Here is a 14,197-nt window from a genome sequence, read left to right on the forward strand (position 1 = left end):
GACCTTTCCTTGCGAAATTTGCAAGGAAAGGTCCTTTCCTAGCGTTCGTCAGGAGTGGACGAAGCGGGCGATGACCTCGCCCAGTCGCCCGCCGGCGTCTTCCTGGAGGAAGTGACCGGCGCCGGTGATCGTCGGATGCTCGAGCTCCCGGGCGCCGCGCATCGAGCCCCGCAGTTCGAGGCCCCACGGCGCGGTGATCGGGTCGCCGTCGGAGAACGACACCAGGAACGGCTTGTTCAGTTCGGAGAGCACCTTCGTCGCGGCGCGGTTGGCCGCCGAGGCCGGGTCGTCGGGGACGATCGGCACCAGCGACGGCATCGCCCGCGGCGCCGCCTTGTACATCTCGTTCGGGAAGGGCGCGTCGTAGGCGGCGCGGACGTCGTCCGGGAGCTTGGTCTGGCAACCCGACTGGACGAACCGCCCGACGTCGAGGACCTGGGCGTTCTCGACGGTGTCGCGGAACCTGTGCCAGAGCTCCGGCATGTCCGTGTCGCCGGTGGGGAGGCCGGTGTTGGCCGCGACGACCCTGGCGAACCGGTCGGGGTTCTCGGCGACCAGGCGCAGGCCGATCAGGCCGCCCCAGTCCTGGCCGACCAGGGTGACGTCGGTCAGGTCGAGCACGTCGAAGGCGAACGCGCGCATCCATTCGACGTGCCGCTGGTAGGTGTGGTCGACCATGTCGCCGGGTTTGTCGGAGCGGCCGAAGCCGACCAGGTCGGGCGCGATGGCGCGCAGCCCGGCGTCGGCGAGCACCGGGATGACCTTGCGATAGAGATAGGACCAGGTCGGCTCGCCGTGCAGCAGGAGGACGGGTGGCCCGTCCTCGGGTCCGGCCTCCACGTAACCCACTCTGATCACGCCGCCGTGAAGGTCGACGAGTTCCGCGTAGCGCGGTTCGAAGTCGAAATCGGGCAGGTCCGAGAACCGGTCGTCCGGTGTCCTTAAAAGGCGCACGACTCCCACGTTAGTGGGAATCGTGCGCCGATGCCGTTTTCAGGTGGTCAAAAAGTCACGAAATGCCGACGGCCACGACGAGGCCGAGGGCCAGGTGCGCGGCCGCGACCACGACGCTGACCGGGGCGAACTTGTCGCTCTCGATGGTCGAGCGGACGTCGATGCGGGTCGCCCACTCCAGCAGCCGGACGGCCAGCACCTGCACCACGATGCCGAGCAGGCCGTAGACCAGCGAGGTGATGAGGCCCTCGGTCAGGTCGCTGGCGGAGTTCGCGATCGCCACGACGACGATGAACGCCATCGACAGCAGGCCCGACGCGGTGACGATGACCGCGTTCGGCAGGCCGCGGCTGACCAGCTGGGCCAGCTTGCCGGGCGTGGTCCAGTCGATCGCCCAGAACCCGGCGAACATCAGCAGCAGGCCGACGACGCCGTACAGCAGGATCGCGCCGATCCCTCGCACGAGGTCGGAGCCGAACGTGTCGGACAGCGCAAGGGTGGTGGTCACAGGGGTTCTCCAGAAGTCAGGAATGTCAGGTTTGTGCGGTTGCTTCTATCACGACTCGACGATGCGATGCGGGACGAACGCCGCACCGTCGTCTGTGACGAGTCCTGCCGTCTCGCGGATGCCGAGGCCGGCGGCCTGGTCCCCGACGATCCACGCACCGAGCGCGGGCCGGTAACCCTGGAACTCCGGGAGCGGGTCGAACGCCTGGTAGACGAACCCTTCCGCCCCGTAGACGCCGTCGGTCTGCGTCTCGTACCCGGTGGCGACGATCTGCACGTTCGCGCCCTCGCGGCCGAGTTTCGGCTTGCGGACGTACTCGGTCAGCAGACCGGGGTCGTCGGCGAAGGCGGGCAGCAGGTTCGGGTGCCCCGGGTAGTTCTCCCACAGGAGCGCGAGCAGCGTCTTGTTGGAGAGGATCATCTTCCACAGCGGCTCGACCCACAGCGTGCGCGGCATGGTCTCGACGGCGAAGCGGCCGAACTCCTCGTCGACCACCCATTCCCACGGGTAGAGCTTCACCACGGTCGCCATCTGCGCTTCTTCGAGGTCGACGAACCGCTTGAGCACCGGGTCCCAGCCGATCTCCTCGATCGACAGGCCGACGGTGTCGAGCCCGGCTTCGGCCGCGGTCTCCTGCAGGTACGCCGTCGTCACGTGGTCCTCACCGGACGGATCGGCGGACGACCAGGTGAAGTGCAGTTCGTTCGAGGGCAGCTTGTCGGCGAGTTCGGCCCAGCGCTCGACCAGCTTTTCGTGGATCGAGTTCCACTGGTCGTCCTCGGGGAAGACCGAGGTCTTCCAGTGCCACTGCAGCACCGCGGCCTCGAGCAGCGAGGTCGGGGTGTCGGCGTTGTACTCGAGCAGCTTCGCCGGGCTCTTGCCGTCGTAGCGCAGGTCGAAGCGGCCGTAGACGTGCGGATCCTGCCGCTTCCACGACTCCGCGATATGCGGCCAGACCCACTCGGGGATGCCGAAGCGGTGGTACTGCTCGGTGGTCACCACGTTGTCGACGGCTTCGAGGCACATCGAGTGCAGCAGCTCCACGTCCGCCTCGACGGACAGGATCTCGTCCATGTCGAAGACGTAGTGGACCGACTCGTCCCAATAGGGCCGGGACTTGCCGGAGCCGTCGCGGGCGGGAGTGCCGAAGACCAGGCCCTGTTCCTCGACGATGTTCTGCCAGTCCCGCCGGGGCGGCTTGGAATCCCGGTACACCTACGAGCCCCCGCTCTTGCCGCTGCTGCCGCTCTTGCCGCTGATGCCGAATCCGCCGCGCTGGACGGACTTGCCCGATTTGGTGCTGACGTTGGCCCCCGGCGGCGCGGTGTACGAACCGCCGGACACGCGCTGCCCGATCTGGCCGGTGCCGCCGTAGTTGTAGCGGTAGCTCTGCATCGGGCCACCGAAACCGCCGATGGGGATGAAGAAGAAGCCGCCGCTGCTGTAACCGCCGTGCGACCGAACGTAGTTCTCGTCGCAGTTCTGGTCGTCCTGGACGATCTCCGTGTCCTTGGTGGCACAGACCGCCGTGACCTCGTCCGGCTTCGCGACCGTGTAGAACGTCGCGACCAGACCGACCAGACCGACCGTCACACCGGTTCCGATCAGGATCTTCTTCTTGGTCGAAGACTTCTTCTCGGCGGCACGAGCGGCTTCGGCGTCGAGTACTTCCTGGCGTTCCTGCTCCGCCAGTGCCTGCTGCCGTGCCCGCTGCTCGGCCAGCGAAGGCTGGCGCGCCTGCGTGCTGTCGTCCTGGAAGCGCATCGAGCCGCGCCTCGGCGGCTCCTGGGGCGGCTGTGCCCCCTGGTTGTCATCCTGCGTCATCGAAGCTCCGTAAATCGCCCTCGCCACGAACCCGTGTCCAACACTAACCACCCGGTACGCGCACCTTACGTGCGGCGCGGGCATCATGGAGTGGATGTCTCAACAGGCCGAGCGGTTCCGTGACCCGCGAAACGCGCTGAGCACCCTGCGCACCCGGCTCGTCATGGCCGGTGTGTTCGCGGGCGCGATCATCGCGCTTTCGCTGAGTGTGGCGTTCTCGTGGAATGTGGGCCCGGAGGGCGGTGCGGGCGGCGGGCCCCCCAAACTGTCCCCCGCCGCGGTCGAAGCGTTCCAATCTCCCCCGGGCACCTGCCTGACCTGGAACAACCCGGACGCCACCGACGCGCGGCGCGTGCCGTGCGGGGAGGCGCACCTGTTCGAGGTCACCAGCATCGTCGACATCGGCACGCAGTACCCGCCGGGGGTACCGAGCCCGAACCTGGAGCAGTGGCAGGAGATCTCCCGGTCCCGTTGCACCATCGACGTCAAGCCGTATCTCGGCCGCAACCTGGATCCGTACGGCAAGCTGACCATGAACCTGCTCCGGCCGACGCCCGCGCAGTGGGCGGACGGTGACCGGCAGTTGCGCTGCGGTCTGCAATGGGCGGGTCAGGGCGGCAAGCTCCAGCCGACCAAGGGGCCGGCGAAGGAGCAGAACCAGTCGGCGGTGTGGGAGCCGGGCACGTGCCTCGCGCTGCTCAACAACAGCTTCGGCGACCCCGTCGACTGCGCCCAGCCGCATTCGTACGAGATGATCGCGACGATCGACCTCAAGACGAAGTTCAAGGACGGTTACCCGTCGCAGGAGCAGCAGAACACCTGGCTGGACACCGAATGCTCGACGGCCGCGCAGGACTACACCGGCAACGCGGATCTGGCGGCGAAGAAGCTCATCCTCAGCTGGGACGTCCGCGAGCAGGAGAGCTGGGACGCCGGGTCGACGCTGGTGAACTGCAAGGTCGCGGCGGTCCTGCCGGACGACAAGGGGCTCGCACCGGTCACCGGGAGCGTGAAGGTCGGCAAGGGCGACGCTCCGCCGTCGGAGAGCGGCCAGACGAGTCCGCCGTCGTCCTCTTCGGCCCCGAAGACCGGAGGGTGAGCCCGTGCCCGTCGAGATGACCCAGCAACGCTTCGAAGAGCTGGTTTCGGAGGCACTGGACGAGCTCCCGCCCGAATTCGCGGACGCCATGGACAACGTCGTGGTACTCGTGGAGGAGTTCAACGAGGAGTCGCCCACGATCCTCGGGCTCTACCACGGGGTCGCCCTCACGGAGCGGACCCACGAATACGGCGGGGTGCTGCCGGACCGGATCTCGATCTACCGGCGCCCGCTGCTGCAGATGTGCGACACCGAGGAGGACGTCGTCGAGGAGGTGCTGATCACGGTGGTCCACGAGGTCGGCCACCATTTCGGCATCGATGACGCGCGGCTGCACGAACTCGGCTGGGGCTGAGCCGGTGGACGGGCGGTAGCAAAGGTCCCTTGCTCCCCCGCGGCGGATTCCGCGCCGGAGGCGGCATGGTCGGTGATTTTTGTGCGTCGGGCACCAAGGGTTCTTCGGATTCTTAACTCGGTGTAACAACTCCGCCACTTTGGGCGACAGCCCCGCTAAACTTTTCGACACGTTGTCGTCGGCCGGCGCCGGCGAATGCCTGGGGAGGCGGTGCATGGCCGAGTCGACGGTACGCAGGAGGAGGGGTGACCGTCGGTTGCGCTGGCTGCTCGCCTCCAGTGCGGCGTCGAACCTCGGCGACGGGATCGGCAAGGTCGCGTTCCCGCTGCTCGCGGTCACCCTGACCCGCGATCCGCTGCTCATCGCCGGTCTCTCGGCGACCCAGTTCCTGCCGTGGCTGCTGTTCGCGCTCCCGGCGGGCGCGCTCCTCGACCGGATCGACCGCCGACGCGCGATGATCCTCGCGAACAGTGCCCGCGCGGTGGTCGTCGGCGGGACGGCCGTCCTGGTCGCGATGGGCGGGGTGACGATCTGGGCGGTCTATGCCGCCGCCCTGCTCATCGGCGTCGCGGAAGTGGTCGCCGACAGCGCCGCGAACGTGCTCATCCCGGCGGTCGTCGGCAAGGAATCCCTCGACAGCGCGAACAGCAAGCTCCAGGCCTGCGAGATCGTCGGCCAAACCTTCCTCGGCGGGCCGGTCGGCAGCGCCACCTTCGCGCTCTTCGCGACGTTCCCGTTCCTGCTCAACTCGGTGGGTTTCGCGATCGCGGCGGCCGTGCTGATCGGCCTCGCCGGAAGCTACCGCCCGACGGCCCGGGAAGGCGGCGCCACCGACCTCCGCACCGAACTGGCGGAAGGTTTCCGCTGGTTGAAGGGCAACCGGCTGGTCCTGCGCCTGGTCGTCATCGCCGGGCTGATCAGCCTGGTCAGCGAACTCGCGCAGGCACAGCTGGTGCTGTACGCGATCGAGTACCTGCGTCTCAGCGAAGCGGCCTTCGGGCTCTTCGCGTTCGTCGGCGGCATCGGCGGCCTGCTCGGTGCGGCCGTCGCCCCGCGGCTGGTGAAGGCGACCGGTCGCCGCGCGGTGCTCCTCGGGGGCACGGCCTGCTGCGGCGCGGCGTTCACCGGCATGGGCCTGGCGACCTCGCCGGTGGCGGGCGCGGCGCTGTTCGGCCTGTTCGCGGCGGCCGTCGTCGCGGTGAACATCGTGCTCGGGACCGCGCGGCACAAGCTCGTCCCCGGCGAACTGCTCGGCCGGGTCCTCGGCGTGTGGCGCACCGTCGTCTGGGGTGCGATCCCGATCGGCGCCCTGCTCGGCGGCGTCCTCACGCACGCCCTCGGTTCCTCTGCCCGGACCTTCCTCACGTCCGGGCTTCTGCTGTTCGGTGTGGCCGGTTTCGCAGTCGTCTCGTTACGCCGAGGAGCCTTCGATGACGAATCGGCCACGGAGGTGCGGGTTCTCCACCAAGACCGGTGAAAACAAAGGACTTTGGTGCTGAAATAGCCCATCACCGCCACTGGTGACGGGAGGTCCGCGATGCAGCAGACACTGGTGCCGGAGGCCGGCGTGGGGACGACAGAACCTTCCAGACGCCCGCAAGTGCTCACCGCGGTCGCCGGTTTCGTGATCGGTGGCGGCGTGATCGGCATGCTGTGGGCGCTCTCGGGCGTCAACGCGGGAGCCCTCGAAGACGCGCAGGACGCGTGCCGGGCACTGGCCAGGGTCGGCACGATCCCGGACACCACCGACTCCGCGCCCGGCGAACGGACCGTCGCCGTACTGGCCCCCGAAGTCCTGCACCGGATGACGGCCGCCCGCGAACTCTCCGCCGCGGCGGCCGCCGCACACGACACCTACCAGCCGCTGGCCGACCACATCGACGGCGTCAGCCGGATGGTGTTCAGCCTGCACTTCAACCAGATCGCCGGTCATCGGCATCTGGCACAGGCCGAACAGCTCTGCACCCAGCTCTAGGCCGTGTCCTGTACTAGCCCTTGTGGACGGTCCTGACGGTCAGCTGGTTGCCGGGGATCTTCCCCGCGCAGCCGAGGCCCTGCACCGGCACGAAGTTCGACGCCGTCTCCTGCGGCAGGTACACCCGCAGCCCTCGGGTCTCGGTGGGCTTGCAGACCGCCTCGTCGTAGTTGCGGACGTTCACGAAGCCGACGTCCGCGACCGCGCTCTCGCCGTTGCCGAGCTGGACCGGCGCGCCCTTGTCGCCGTCACGGAACGCGGCCTCACCGACCTGGTGGCCGTCCGCGCCGGTCACGTACGAGACGCCGGGGAAGCCCTGGATGGTGCACGAGTGCCCGCTCGCGTTGGTGATGACGAGCTTCCGGTACACCGTGCCCGCGGCGGCGTCACTGTCCTTGACGGACAGTTTGACGTCGCCCGCCTTGCAGAGCCCGTCGTTCTTCGGTGCCTGCACGGGCGGCTGGGCCGGTTGCGGGGACGGCGCCGGGCTCGACGAACTCGCGCTGGGCGCGGCCGAGGTGTCCGGTGCCGAAGTGGACGGTGACGCGGACGTGTTCTGCGCGACGGGCGCGCTCTCCGAGCCGCAGGCGCTGAACAGCAGGAGTCCGGCGGTACCCGCGACGAGACCGCCGATGGAGATCATCTTCGAACGAACCATGGTCATTCGCCTCCCTGTCGTCGAACTGCCGGGTGACCCACGTTCAGTAGACGTGTTGTCCGCCGCGCGGGTTGCGCTGGCCCGGTTAATTCCCCACAAGGTGTTAATCGATCTTGTGGGGAGTGTTCCCCGGCGGGAGTGGAGGCAAACGTTCCTGGTCAGCCCTCGACGGGGACGTCCGCCCAGGTGAGGCAGGTCCAGCCGGTGGGGTTCGCGACGAGTTCGACGACACCGGTGTTCGGGATGAGGCCCTGGTTGGCGATCTCGGCGGTCACGTTCCCCGCGAGCCATTCGCCGCCGAGCCGGATCGCGCCACCGTGGCTCACCAGCACCACCGTGCCGTCGGGGTCGGCCTGCTCGTGTTTGGCGCGCAACCGGGCGACCGCGTCGAGCATCCGGGCGCGGACCTGCGCGCCGGTCTCGCCGCCGGGGATCGGCGGGTCGAGTTCGCCGAGGGTCCAGCGGCGCACGACGCTCATGTACGTCGTGACCGAGTCCTTGTCCGTCTTGCCTTCGAGGTCACCCGCGGCGACCTCGTGCACCCCGTCGAGCACCTGGACCTCGAAGCCGAGTTCCGCGGCCAGCGGCGCGGCGGTCTGCTGGGCGCGGACCGCCTGCGAGGCGTACACCGCGACGATCGGCTCGCCGTCCAACCGCGTCACGAGATCCCGGGCCTGCTCACGGCCCAGCTCGGTGAGCGGCGGACCGGGCAACGCGGTGTCGAGCGCTCCTCGCACGTTGCCCTCGGTCTGGCCGTGGCGGACAAGGAGAAGTTTCACGCCTGCACTCCCTTCCGTACCGACTCGACCCAGTCGATCGCGCCGGTGAAATCGTCGTTGGCGGCACCCTGCTCGATCTCGGTCGTGCCGTTGTCCGCGCGCGGGTGGGAGCCGAGGAACCGCACGTTGCTGCACCGGCGGCGCAACGCGGCCAGCGCGTCGCCGATCCGTGGCTCGGCCACATGCCCCTCGAAGTCGATGAAGAAGCGGTACTCCCCGAAGTTGTGCCTGGTCGGGCGGGCGTCCAGCTTGGTCAGGTTGATGCCGCGGACCGCCAGTTCGGTGAGCAGTTCCGCCAGCGCGCCCGTCCGGTTCGTCGCGGCGGCGACGATCGACGTGCGGTCGGCCCCGGTCGGCTCCGGCAGCACGCCGGGCGCGCGGACCAGCAGGAACCGCGTCTTGGCGTCGCGGACGTCGGCGACCTCCGTGGCCAGCACCTCCAGCGGATAGTGCTCGACGGCGACCGGTGCGGTGACGGCGGCGTCGAACTCGCCGGCGTCGACCGCGACCGCGGCCGCGGCCGTGGACGACGTCGCGACCGGATGCGCGCCGGGGAAGTTCGCTTCGACCCAGTGCCGGACCTGCGCAAGCGCGTGCGGATGGCTCGCCACGGTGCGGATCTCGGTCGTCCCCGGCCGGGTCAGCACGCTGAAGTGGACCGGCAGCAGCACCTCCGCCACCGCGACGAGCGGCTCGGCCTCGCTCAGGCTGTCGAGGGTGGCCGTGACCACCCCCTCCACGGAGTTCTCGATCGGGACGCAGGCCGCGTCGGCCGCACCCGAGCGCACCGCGGCGAGTGCCGCCGGGATGGTCTCCGCGGGGATCAACTCCTCACCGGGGGCGAGCCGGCGCGCGGCCTGTTCGGTGAAGGTTCCTTGGGGGCCGAAGTACGCGATCCGTGACACCCCGCCAGATTACGCACGACACGAGTGGCGACTTTCACTCGGACAGCCGGTACGCGCACCGGTTACGCCGGGTGCCTTTTTTTGCCATGCTTAGGGCGTGACCGCCGAACCGGGCACCCACACCGGCCACGACGACGTCGGCTCCTCGTTTCCTCCCCTGCCCGACCGTCCCACTCCGGAACTGGTGCTGTGCGCCGTCGATGACCTGCTCGCGCAAGCCTGGACCACCGTCGCCGACGCCGTGGACGGCCGGGTCGTCGTGCACCGCGGGTCGGTGCTCGACGTCGTCGCGCAGGCCGTCGTCAGCCCCGCGAACTCCTACGGCTGGATGCGCGGCGGCATCGACGCGGTTTACGCCCGCGCCTATCCCGAGGTCGAGCAGAACGTGCGCAGCGCCGTCCTCGCCTACCACGGCGGGGAGCTGCCGATCGGCCAAGCGGTGATCGTGCCCACCGGCGAGGCGGAGCCCGCCTGGCTGATCAGCGCGCCGACGATGCGGGAACCCGGCGAACGCCTCCCGCGCGACACCGTGCACCCGTACCTCGCCGCCAGGGCGGTGTTCCAGCAGTGGCGCGACGGCAGACTCGACCAGGGCCGGGTCCGTGATCTCGTGCACACGATCGCGATGCCGGGACTCGGTACCGGCGTCGGCGGGGTCGCACCAGCCTCCTGCGCCCGGCAGGTCGCCGCGGCCTGGGACGAGGTCTTCGCCCCCGGCCGTCCTCGTCACGGACGGTAACGCCCCGACGCGGGCTACATCACATCGCAGCGCGTTCACGAGCCGTAAGCCCTACCGTTAAAGCGGCTTCATCCGGTTCGAGGCACGTTCACCCGCCGAGAACTCGTCAACACGGTTTTGTACGGCGCCAGCGCTGGCGACGGGCGAGGAGTGTGCGATGCCGCGGGTCCGTGAGCTCAGTCCCTACGTCGAGCTGCACCGTGAGCAGTGGCGCGAGTTGCGCAGGTCGACTCCCCTGCCGCTGACCGCCGCGGAACTGCTGCGGCTGCGCGGTCTCGGCGAACAGGTCGACCTTGCCGAGGTCGCCGAGGTCTACCTGCCGCTCTCCCGGCTGATCAATCTCCAGGTCGCCGCCCGGCAACGGCTGTACGAAGCCACCACCACCTTTCTCGGCGAAGACAGCCGGGGCACCAAGGTGCCGTACGTCATCGGCATCGCCGGCAGCGTCGCCGTCGGCAAATCGACCACCGCGCGCATCCTGCGCACCCTGCTCGCCCGCTGGCCGGATCACCCCAGGGTCGACCTGGTCACCACCGACGGATTCCTCCACCCGCGTGCGGAACTGGTGCGACGCGGGATCATGCACCGCAAGGGTTTCCCGGAAAGCTACGACCGGCGGGCGCTGCTGCGGTTCGTCACCGACGTGAAGTCCGGCGCGGAACGGGTCAGCGCGCCGGTGTACTCGCACCTCGCCTACGACATCCTTCCCGACGAGGAGCAGGTCGTTCAGCGACCCGACATCCTGATCCTCGAAGGACTGAACGTCCTCCAGCCCGGCCCCCGGCTCACCGTCTCCGATCTTTTCGACTTCTCGATCTACGTGGACGCGCCGACGACCGACATCGAACGCTGGTACATCGAACGCTTCCTCAAGCTGCGGCACACCGCCTTCGCGGACCCGGCGTCACACTTCCACCACTTCGCCGGCCTCCCGGACGACGAGGCCCGTGCCGAGGCGCGCCACCTGTGGCGCACGATCAACGAGCCCAACCTGATGGAGAACATCAAGCCGACACGGCCCAGGGCGACCCTCGTCCTCCGCAAGGACGCCGACCACGCGATCAACCGGGTCCGCCTGCGCAAGCTCTGACGGGTCACGTTCCCCAGTACATGAAGGACTCCTTCCTTGCGCCTAGGTACAGGAAGGGGTCCTTCATGTACTGCCGCGCGAGCAAAGGAGGCGGGCCGCGGTGGTCGTGAGTGTTTTGGGTCGTTAGAGCCAACCGTGAGTCAGCTACGTACTTGCCTGTGATCGGGTGGCGGTTTCGCGTGTCTGGATGGACGACACACGTGTTTCGACGGACGACTCGCGGCGGGACGCGACCGTTCGTGTGTCGTCCATCCAGTCACGCGTGCCGTCCCATCAGTCACGCGGAACACTCACGACCCTGCGTGACCGGGCACCCTGGGATTCTCTACTCACGGCAAGCGTTCACGACGGCTTCCAAGATCACGTGGCGAGAATCCGATCACCCGGGCGAATTCCGGCCGTTCCCTCACAAGGACCAGCCTTCGCACCACCGGCGAGCCGGTCGCGCGCGCCGGTCGCGCACCGCCACGGGTGAGCGGCATCCCTCGGCCGATCGGCCGATCCACGCTCCGTACGTGTAACCGGTTGGCCGATACCGGCTACAGCCCCCCGAGGCGACCCTTGTGTCAGGGGTTCACGAGGTCTCGAAAAGGACCTTGAGCAGGGAGGAGGGTCACGATGTTCTCGATCATCCTGACCTGGATCGGCTCGATTCTCGGCCTCGCGCTCTTGGTGGCCATGGCCATCGGCGCCTTCTTCGTCGACTTCGACGACGCCCGCGGGGACCGCCGCGGGAAGAAGCCTGAAGTCACGGAGAGCAAGGGCACCCCGGCCGCACCTCTGGGCTGAACACGGGCCGAAGACGGCTCAGTCGAACGGATTGTGCACCTGCGCACCGAGCCCGGCCATGTCGGCGACGTTGCGGGTGACCAGGGTCAGCTCGTGGACCCGGGCGGTCGCGGCGATCAGCCCGTCGATGGACGGCACTTTCCGCGGCGCGTACTGCCTGCCCCATTCGGCCGCGATTTCGGCGGTCACCGGAAGGATCCGTTCCGAGAACTGCGTGGTGAGCCCGGCCAGCCAGTCGGCCAGCGCGTCCGCCCGTTCCCTGTCCTGATCCCCTCGATGCCTGAGTTTGCCGATTCCCCTCTCGATCTCCCCCACGGTCAAAACGCTCAAATAGAGCCTGCTCGACGAAACCCCGCCCCACCACCGGGCGAAACCGGGGTTCTGGCTGCGGCGCCGAGCTTCGGACACGATGTTCGTGTCCAGCAGAAAGCTCACCCGCTGACCTCCACGACATCTCTCGGCAGGTCCTCGGCGCGTTCGGCGGCGATCTCCTCCAGCACGTCGGCCAGCGCCTCCCCGTACTCGGGATGATGCTGCTCACCGGAGAGCACGAGCTTGAAATCGACGGCTTCACCGCCTCCGGCCAGCCTGCGGTAATCCATGATGTCCAGCACCACGGCCACCTCTTCCCCATGTTTGGTGACGAACTGCGGCCCCTCCGCCGCGGCCCGGCGCAGCAGCTCACTCAGCCGCTGCTTGGCGTCCTGCACTTGCCAGGTTGCTGCTTCCATCTAGACAGACTAGACGGAACGAGGAGGGTCGGCAAGGACGTGGCCGGGGAAACGGCTGGTCAGGCGAGTTCGCCGAGCGCCTTCCGGTAGTCGTCCACGTCGTAGTCCATCTCGTGCTCGCCGGTTTCGGTCAGCTGGGCGGACAGCGCGTCGATGAGGCGGTCGAAGATCTCGTCGCGTTCCTGCCCGGTCTCGCTCAGCCGCCGCACGGCCTGCCAGACCTCGGCGGGCTCGTCGGCCCAGAGCTGGTCGACGATCGTGGTCTTGAGCGCCAGCCGCATCCTCGGCTCGCCGTCGAAGGTCTCCTCGGCCAGCGCCTCGTGGTACTCGGGGTGTTCGCCGATCACCAGCAGGCGGCGCTGTTCAGGATCGGCGGGCTCGAGTTCCAGTTCCTCGTCGCCGATCTCCGTGTAGACCGTCGGGACGGCGAACATCCGGCGGGCGAGGGCTTCCGCGAGGTCCGCCGGGTCCTCGATGCCCTCGGAGCCGTCGAAGTAGACGTCGAGCGTGGAGTCCTCGTCCTGCGCGAACTCCTCCAGGAACTCGGTCGCGCCCTCGAGCAGCGCCACGCGTGCGGCCTCGGGGAGGCCCGCGCGGTCGGCGGCCCAGGTGACCCACCCGAGCACGGCGGGTTCCAGCGCGTCTTCGTACGCCTCGTCGATCTCGACCTCGCCGTCCAGCAGCGACTCGAGGAACCGGGCGAGCTTCTCGGGCCCGACGCGCAGCGGGCTGCCCGGCTCGGTCGCGCAGCCGTAATCGACGAGCAGCCGCGCGTAGAACCGCGTCGCTGCGGTGTCGTCCACGAGCCCGGATCCGATGAAGTCGGCGACGACCTCTTCGCGGACCTGCTCGGGCCATTCGGTGACCTCGGGCGACGGTTCGGGAGCGGGAAGCGCCCGGATCCAGGCCAGCGCGAGCGCGTGGAACCGCGCGTAGTCCTCGCTGACGTCGGGCTCTTCGACGACGTCCGTCGCGGCCAGCCCGTCCGCGAGCAGCTGGTGGGCACGCTCGGGCAGCACCCGCTCCAACGTGACCAGCTCCGGGTCGTCGGCGGCCTGCTGCCGCATTTCGGCCAGCACCTCCTGCGGCTTGTCGACCACGACGACGTCGCGGATCCGGCCGCTCTCGGTGAAGTCGACCAGCGCGAGCAGCCCATGCTCGACACCGCCGCGCGAGAAAACGCAGAGAAGGGAGGACTCGTCACCGAAGACGTCACCGGTCCGCCAGCAGTCCCCGACGGTCACCGCGGCCAGGTCGCCCGCCCATTCCGGCTCCGGGATCCCGCGGGCCAGCACCGTGTTCAGCGCCGCGCCGGCCGCCTCACGTTCCTCTTCGGTCTCGGCGAAGACCCGCAGCCCGGCCAGCAACGCGGCCGCGGCGGGCGTGATCTTCCGCTCGGCGAACGCGATGAGCTCCATGCCGAGCGGCTGTTCGCCCTCCTCGACCTCGATCTCCCACCACTGGCCGAGCACCTCGGAGGTCAGCAGTTCGACGTCGAGCACCTCGGGTTCGGCACCCAGGGTCGAGAAATCGCGGAGGACGTCCTTGAAGAGGCCCGTCACACTCGGAGTGGAGGGCTGGGCTGCCTTCTTGCGGGCACGGCTGACCGGACTCATGGCGACATGTTTTCACGCGGGTCCGGCCGGGCTCGTCGCGGTGGCCCTGGGCGCGAAACACGATGTCCCGGACGCGGGCGGACATCGGTTCTCCGACCACCGCGACGACAACGGCCCGCCAGAGTGGCTCGACCTGCTTCGCCGGGTTTCCTCGGTTCACTTCGAATAACGAAGG

18 protein-coding genes are annotated in these 14,197 nt (G+C 68.8%); 8 read left to right on the forward strand and 10 right to left on the reverse strand.

The window, feature by feature from the left end:
* Positions 1-48: 48 nt before the first annotated feature.
* The 4 genes from ACLJO0_RS00120 to ACLJO0_RS00135 are packed head-to-tail and all read right to left on the reverse strand — an operon-like array spanning position 49 to position 3,286.
* Entirely contained in the window at positions 49-954 is a 906-nt protein-coding gene (locus tag ACLJO0_RS00120; protein ID WP_410576045.1) for a haloalkane dehalogenase, read from the reverse strand.
* A gap of 55 nt (positions 955-1,009) precedes the next feature.
* Positions 1,010-1,462, reverse strand: a complete 453-nt coding sequence (locus tag ACLJO0_RS00125; protein WP_125790530.1) for a DUF350 domain-containing protein — start codon at positions 1,460-1,462, stop codon at positions 1,010-1,012.
* A 48-nt stretch (positions 1,463-1,510) separates the two neighbouring features.
* A complete protein-coding gene (locus ACLJO0_RS00130; protein ID WP_410576046.1) occupies positions 1,511-2,677 on the reverse strand; it encodes a glutathionylspermidine synthase family protein in 1,167 nt (388 codons plus the stop codon).
* Complete coding sequence (locus ACLJO0_RS00135) at positions 2,678-3,286, reverse strand: hypothetical protein (RefSeq protein ID WP_410576047.1); 609 nt, start codon at positions 3,284-3,286, stop codon at positions 2,678-2,680. It lies immediately after the preceding gene.
* A 94-nt stretch (positions 3,287-3,380) separates the two neighbouring features.
* On the opposite strand from ACLJO0_RS00135, the gene ACLJO0_RS00140 reads away from it, so the two are divergent.
* The 4 genes from ACLJO0_RS00140 (at position 3,381) to ACLJO0_RS00155 (ending at position 6,715) form a co-directional block, all read left to right on the forward strand.
* On the forward strand, positions 3,381-4,385 hold the full coding sequence (locus tag ACLJO0_RS00140; protein WP_410576048.1) for a septum formation family protein: 1,005 nt from the start codon (positions 3,381-3,383) through the stop codon (positions 4,383-4,385).
* A 4-nt stretch (positions 4,386-4,389) separates the two neighbouring features.
* Positions 4,390-4,740 carry a metallopeptidase family protein gene (locus ACLJO0_RS00145; RefSeq protein ID WP_007030570.1) on the forward strand — a complete coding sequence of 117 codons (351 nt, stop codon included), beginning with the start codon at positions 4,390-4,392 and terminating at the stop codon, positions 4,738-4,740.
* A gap of 214 nt (positions 4,741-4,954) precedes the next feature.
* On the forward strand, positions 4,955-6,217 hold the full coding sequence (locus tag ACLJO0_RS00150; RefSeq protein ID WP_410576049.1) for an MFS transporter: 1,263 nt from the start codon (positions 4,955-4,957) through the stop codon (positions 6,215-6,217).
* Positions 6,218-6,277: 60 nt separating this feature from the next.
* Complete coding sequence (locus tag ACLJO0_RS00155; RefSeq protein WP_410576050.1) at positions 6,278-6,715, forward strand: hypothetical protein; 438 nt, start codon at positions 6,278-6,280, stop codon at positions 6,713-6,715.
* A 13-nt stretch (positions 6,716-6,728) separates the two neighbouring features.
* Here the strand turns inward: ACLJO0_RS00155 and ACLJO0_RS00160 are convergent, their stop codons facing one another.
* The 3 genes from ACLJO0_RS00160 to pheA all read right to left on the reverse strand — a co-directional run bounded on the left by ACLJO0_RS00160 (position 6,729) and on the right by pheA (position 9,057).
* A complete protein-coding gene (locus ACLJO0_RS00160) occupies positions 6,729-7,379 on the reverse strand; it encodes a DUF4232 domain-containing protein (RefSeq protein WP_410576051.1) in 651 nt (216 codons plus the stop codon).
* 152 nt (positions 7,380-7,531) lie between these two features.
* On the reverse strand, positions 7,532-8,152 hold the full coding sequence (locus ACLJO0_RS00165) for a histidine phosphatase family protein (RefSeq protein ID WP_410576052.1): 621 nt from the start codon (positions 8,150-8,152) through the stop codon (positions 7,532-7,534).
* Positions 8,149-9,057 (reverse strand): prephenate dehydratase, encoded by a 909-nt coding sequence (gene pheA / locus ACLJO0_RS00170; RefSeq protein ID WP_125790537.1) that lies wholly within the window; start codon positions 9,055-9,057, stop codon positions 8,149-8,151. The genes ACLJO0_RS00165 and pheA overlap by 4 nt, the downstream gene beginning before the upstream one ends.
* Before the next feature lie 97 nt (positions 9,058-9,154).
* Here pheA and ACLJO0_RS00175 point away from each other — a divergent pair, with 97 nt between their 5' ends.
* From ACLJO0_RS00175 to ACLJO0_RS00185, 3 genes are all read left to right on the forward strand, one after another.
* Entirely contained in the window at positions 9,155-9,796 is a 642-nt protein-coding gene (locus ACLJO0_RS00175) for a macro domain-containing protein (RefSeq protein ID WP_410576053.1), read from the forward strand.
* Between the two features lie 157 nt (positions 9,797-9,953).
* Positions 9,954-10,886 carry a type I pantothenate kinase gene (gene coaA, locus ACLJO0_RS00180; protein WP_125790539.1) on the forward strand — a complete coding sequence of 311 codons (933 nt, stop codon included), beginning with the start codon at positions 9,954-9,956 and terminating at the stop codon, positions 10,884-10,886.
* A 618-nt stretch (positions 10,887-11,504) separates the two neighbouring features.
* Complete coding sequence (locus ACLJO0_RS00185) at positions 11,505-11,675, forward strand: hypothetical protein (RefSeq protein ID WP_410576054.1); 171 nt, start codon at positions 11,505-11,507, stop codon at positions 11,673-11,675.
* Positions 11,676-11,693: 18 nt separating this feature from the next.
* On the opposite strand, the gene ACLJO0_RS00190 is transcribed toward ACLJO0_RS00185, so the two are convergent.
* Genes ACLJO0_RS00190 through ACLJO0_RS00200 form a run of 3 tightly spaced genes read right to left on the reverse strand, consistent with a single transcriptional unit; the run spans position 11,694 to position 14,022 of the window.
* The gene (locus tag ACLJO0_RS00190) at positions 11,694-12,110 is read right to left on the reverse strand and encodes a type II toxin-antitoxin system VapC family toxin (RefSeq protein WP_410576055.1); all 417 of its coding nucleotides are present in this window, start codon (positions 12,108-12,110) and stop codon (positions 11,694-11,696) included.
* On the reverse strand, positions 12,107-12,406 hold the full coding sequence (locus ACLJO0_RS00195; protein WP_396554521.1) for a type II toxin-antitoxin system Phd/YefM family antitoxin: 300 nt from the start codon (positions 12,404-12,406) through the stop codon (positions 12,107-12,109). Before ACLJO0_RS00195 ends, ACLJO0_RS00190 begins: the two co-directional genes overlap by 4 nt.
* Positions 12,407-12,465: 59 nt before the next feature.
* Positions 12,466-14,022, reverse strand: coding sequence for a DUF1841 family protein (locus ACLJO0_RS00200; RefSeq protein ID WP_410576056.1), 1,557 nt, complete (start codon positions 14,020-14,022; stop codon positions 12,466-12,468).
* Here ACLJO0_RS00200 and ACLJO0_RS00205 point away from each other — a divergent pair.
* Positions 13,952-14,191: a hypothetical protein gene (locus tag ACLJO0_RS00205; RefSeq protein WP_410576985.1), complete on the forward strand. Its 240-nt coding sequence runs from the start codon at positions 13,952-13,954 to the stop codon at positions 14,189-14,191. The genes ACLJO0_RS00200 and ACLJO0_RS00205 overlap by 71 nt on opposite strands.
* Positions 14,192-14,197 lie beyond the last annotated feature (6 nt).

Source organism: Amycolatopsis sp. lyj-108 (assembly GCF_046549005.1).
Lineage (GTDB): Bacteria > Actinomycetota > Actinomycetes > Mycobacteriales > Pseudonocardiaceae > Amycolatopsis.